5 protein-coding genes are annotated in these 3,888 nt (G+C 55.3%); all 5 read left to right on the top strand.

The features are described 5' to 3' along the window. On the top strand, window positions 1–928 hold a 928-nt coding region (locus AC1DRJ_RS21000; RefSeq protein ID WP_477803832.1), incomplete at its 5' end, for an arginine N-succinyltransferase. Window positions 929–989: 61 nt separating this feature from the next. After that, window positions 990–2,024: an arginine N-succinyltransferase gene (astA, locus tag AC1DRJ_RS20995; RefSeq protein WP_477803831.1), complete on the top strand. Its 1,035-nt coding sequence runs from the start codon at window positions 990–992 to the stop codon at window positions 2,022–2,024. Window positions 2,025–2,201: 177 nt separating this feature from the next. Next, window positions 2,202–2,402 carry a hypothetical protein gene (locus AC1DRJ_RS20990; protein ID WP_477803830.1) on the top strand — a complete coding sequence of 67 codons (201 nt, stop codon included), beginning with the start codon at window positions 2,202–2,204 and terminating at the stop codon, window positions 2,400–2,402. A gap of 36 nt (window positions 2,403–2,438) precedes the next feature. Continuing rightward, on the top strand, window positions 2,439–3,215 hold the full coding sequence (locus AC1DRJ_RS20985; RefSeq protein ID WP_477803829.1) for a hypothetical protein: 777 nt from the start codon (window positions 2,439–2,441) through the stop codon (window positions 3,213–3,215). Continuing rightward, a complete protein-coding gene (locus AC1DRJ_RS20980) occupies window positions 3,212–3,871 on the top strand; it encodes a transposase (protein WP_477803828.1) in 660 nt (219 codons plus the stop codon). The genes AC1DRJ_RS20985 and AC1DRJ_RS20980 overlap by 4 nt, the downstream gene beginning before the upstream one ends. Window positions 3,872–3,888: the final 17 nt, after the last annotated feature.

Genomic DNA, 3,888 nt, shown 5'->3' with positions numbered 1-3,888 from the left:
GGACAACACCGAGCGCCTGCGCAGCAGAATTGTCGATTCCTGCGCCTCGTTCGAAAAAGACGTTGAGGCACCTGGCCCGGAGAATTACTTCTTTGTGCTTGAGGACCTGACGGTCCGGCGCCTGGTCGGGTGCTCGGAAATCCTCGCCACCGCCGGTTTCAACGAGCCGTTCTACARCTTGCGCAATCGCCACTTCACCAGCACATCCCGGGAGCTGAACATCGAGCATGGCGTCCCGGCGCTGTCGCTCTGCCAGGACCTCAACGGTCACACCTTGCTGCGCGGTTTTCACATCGACGCGCCGCTGGTGCGCACGGCGTTTTCGCAGTTGCTATCGCGGGCGCGGCTGCTGTTCATCGCCGCCCATTCGCAGCGATTTGCGGAAGCTGTGATCACCRAAATCGTCGGCTTCAGCAGCGATGACGGGCAATCGCCGTTCTGGGATGCGCTGGGCAAACACTTTTTCGACCTGCCTTATGCCGAGGCTGAACGCCTGTGCGGCCTGGAAACCCGGACCTTCCTCGCCGAGCTGATGCCGCAGTACCCGATCTACGTGCCGATGCTGCCCCAGGCGGCGCAGGACTGTATCGGCCGGATTCACCCCGACGGCCAGGAAGCCTTCGATATTCTTCAGCGCGAAGGGTTTGAAACCAACAGCTACATCGACCTGTTCGACGGTGGCCCGACCCTGTATGCGCGTACCTCGAACGTGGTCTCCATCGCCCAAAGCGTGACCGCCACGGTGCACACCGGTTCGTCTATCGACGCACGCGGGCGTTACCTGGTCAGCAATGACGCGCTCAAGGGTTATCGAGCGATCGTTGCTGAGCTGGATGTCCAACCCGGGCAACCAGTGCGGTTGAGCGCCGACATGTGCGTAGCCCTGAACGTGACCGATGGTAGCCCGATCCGGCTGATCGCCCTGTGAGCATCACCCGGCCCCGTGCCCAACGACAGCGCCCGACCCGGTACGAAGAAGGAGCAGCATCATGATTGTCCGCCCGGTTAACGTCACCGATCTGCCCGCCTTGATGGATCTGGTGCAACAAGCCGGCCCCGGGTTCACCACCCTGCCGGACAGCGAGGAGCGCCTGGCGCATCGGGTGCGCTGGGCCCAACGCACGTTCGCCGCACAGGTCGAGCGTGCGGATGCTGATTATCTGTTTGTGCTGGAGGATGACGAACAGCACGTGGTGGGTATCAGTGCATTGGCCGGCGCCGTGGGCTTGCGCGACCCCTGGTACAACTATCGGGTCGGGCTGACTGTCAGCGCTTCGCCGGACCTGGGGATTGAGCGGCAGATTCCGACCTTGTTTCTGAATAACGAAATGACCGGCCAATCGCAACTCTGCTCGCTGTTTCTGCGACACGATCAACGCCAGGGTACAAATGGTCGTTTACTGTCGCTGGCGCGCCTGCTGTTTGTCGCCGAGTTCCCGCAATTGTTTGGCGACAAGCTCATCGCCGAACTGCGTGGCAGCGCCGACGAACAGGGTTGTTCGCCGTTCTGGGACAGCCTCGGCCGGCACTTTTTCAAAATGGAGTTCAGCCACGCCGATCACCTGTCGGGGCTGGGCAGCAAATCATTCATCGCCGAACTGATGCCGCGCCAACCGCTCTACACCTGCCTGCTGACTGAACAGGCCCAGGCCGTAATTGGCAAAGCACACCCGAACGCGGAGCCGGCCATGAGGATCCTCAATGCCGAGGGTTTTGCCCATAAGGGTTACATCGATATTTTCGACGCCGGGCCGGTGATTGAAGCGCCCGTGTCGAACATCCGCGCCGTGCGCGACAGCCAGGCGCTGCTACTGGCGATAGGCACCCCCGACGAACAGGCTCCGGTGTGGCTGATCTATAACCGCCGCCTGGAAAACTGCCGCATTACCACCGCCCAGGCGCGAATGGTCGGCAACAGCCTGGTGGTCGACCGCATAACCGCCAAACGCCTGCAACTGCAGCCTGGCAATTCGGTGCGTGCGGTGCCTTTGCTGAATCAACAGCGGCAGGCTGTGGCGGCGTAACAGTGCCGCCTCGGCGTAATCATCGATGAAAAAGCAGAGTTTCGTCATAGCGGAATCTGCCCCCCCAGAAAACATCCAACAACAACTGACAACATCACCTAACAACTACTAAATTGCCTTTAGTCGTCGCCCTCCCCATACTAAAAACACAAAACAACCACATCAAACGAGCCAACTATGAAAAAACTTATAGAGGAATGGTCTGACGCCCCGACATTTCGCGCAGCCGCAAATATCATTAATACGCCCATACAAACAAACAGCGAAATCAATTGCTGGGGAACAACGCCGCGCCTGAACGTCGGAAACATTCATGACATAAAGAAATATTGGCAGCTAGCGCAAGCGCCGCAAGTATCAAGCATCCCCAACACCTGATTGCCCCAGCCTAAAAAACCCGAAGCAGAACATTTCATGATCGAGACACTTTTAAACGCCGCCCTGTCACCCAACGAACTGCTAACGACTTTAAAAACCCTGGACACATCCGCCGACATTCAAAAGCTAGTCAGCTTGTTACACAATAAATCCGAGCACCTCCATGAAACATCTAAAAGTGCCGCGATCATGAAGTCAACAAACACCCATACCGGAACATTGATACTGCATTGTAACGAAAGTGGAAATATCAGCCTCAAAGTACCTGATCGTGCGCCGCCTTCACCCCTGCTGTACACCGTTCCAGGCAACAGCGTTTTGTTTGCCATCAACGACCAGTCATTTCCTGTCCAGCTCTATGGGGTACAAGMCAATCATCTGAGATTGGGAAAGCAGATTATTGTCGACGCCGACAATCCGTTATTCATCGATGGCACGAAGGTCCTGTACGACAGCAACCCCACGGGCAACGGGCACGCGGCCTTCATTGGCAGTATCAACCTGCCCGATAGAAGTTCAGACATCGGGGTATTTGATCGTGCCTCACGACGCAAAGTCGCCTGGTTTCCCCATGACGACAGTGCCGCACGCTACCTGGTGAGCCTCGAGTTACTTGAAGCCGCGCAGGATCCAGAGGCGGGCAAAGTCGCCGAAGAATTGGTTTATCACTACCACCCCGCCGTCGCATGGAAAGCATTTCAGGTAATACAGCATACCGATCCGCAAACCGCACTGCATTTCGTGCCACTGCTGCGAAACCTGCAAAACAGTCGCCTGAACTTTTTACTCGACCAGCAGAGTTACGCCGCATGAAATTGAAGACGTTTGTTGAGCGCATGCTGGCTTACGATCTAGAGCGAGACAAGCCAAGAATAATAGAGGATCTGCGTCAACTGGCCACCAACCGTACATTGCTGAGCGAGCATCTTTACAACGCTATTCAGCAAGAGGGATTCAGCACGAAAAACAGTCTTTATAGCGCTTACGCCTTTGTATTGCATTACAACGACTTGTTTACAGTTCGATTGGGTTTTTGGTCACCGGTCTCGTCCCAAGACGAAAGTGAAACGTTCATCTATGACATGAATCACACCCACGACTTTGAAATCTATGCCGTGGGTTACTGCGGAGACGGGTATACAACGGTCACTCGTAAAATACTTGAGGACACACCGATTCGTGCTGGAACAAGACCGATACTCGGTGAAGAGCGAGTACTTAAACTCGCACTTGGCGAGATCCTGCACATGCTTCCACTGAATGAAGTACATAAGCAGCTACCACCAAAAATAATGTCCGCATCGTTGAGTCTACTTATTCATCCTCAACGTTCGGAGAAAAACGAAGAAGCCTGGTGCTTCGATGAAAATTACATACCGACTTATCCCGGTATTGCAACGCAGGAAACAGCGTTTTTTGAAGAATCGTTGTCAGTGCTTAATAAACGTAGCCATTCGCTACCCCAATAAAGACCAAAGGAAATACC

It is taken from the genome of Pseudomonas sp. P5_B2, from assembly GCF_056400445.1.
This window is presented reverse-complemented; position numbering and strand designations above follow the sequence as displayed.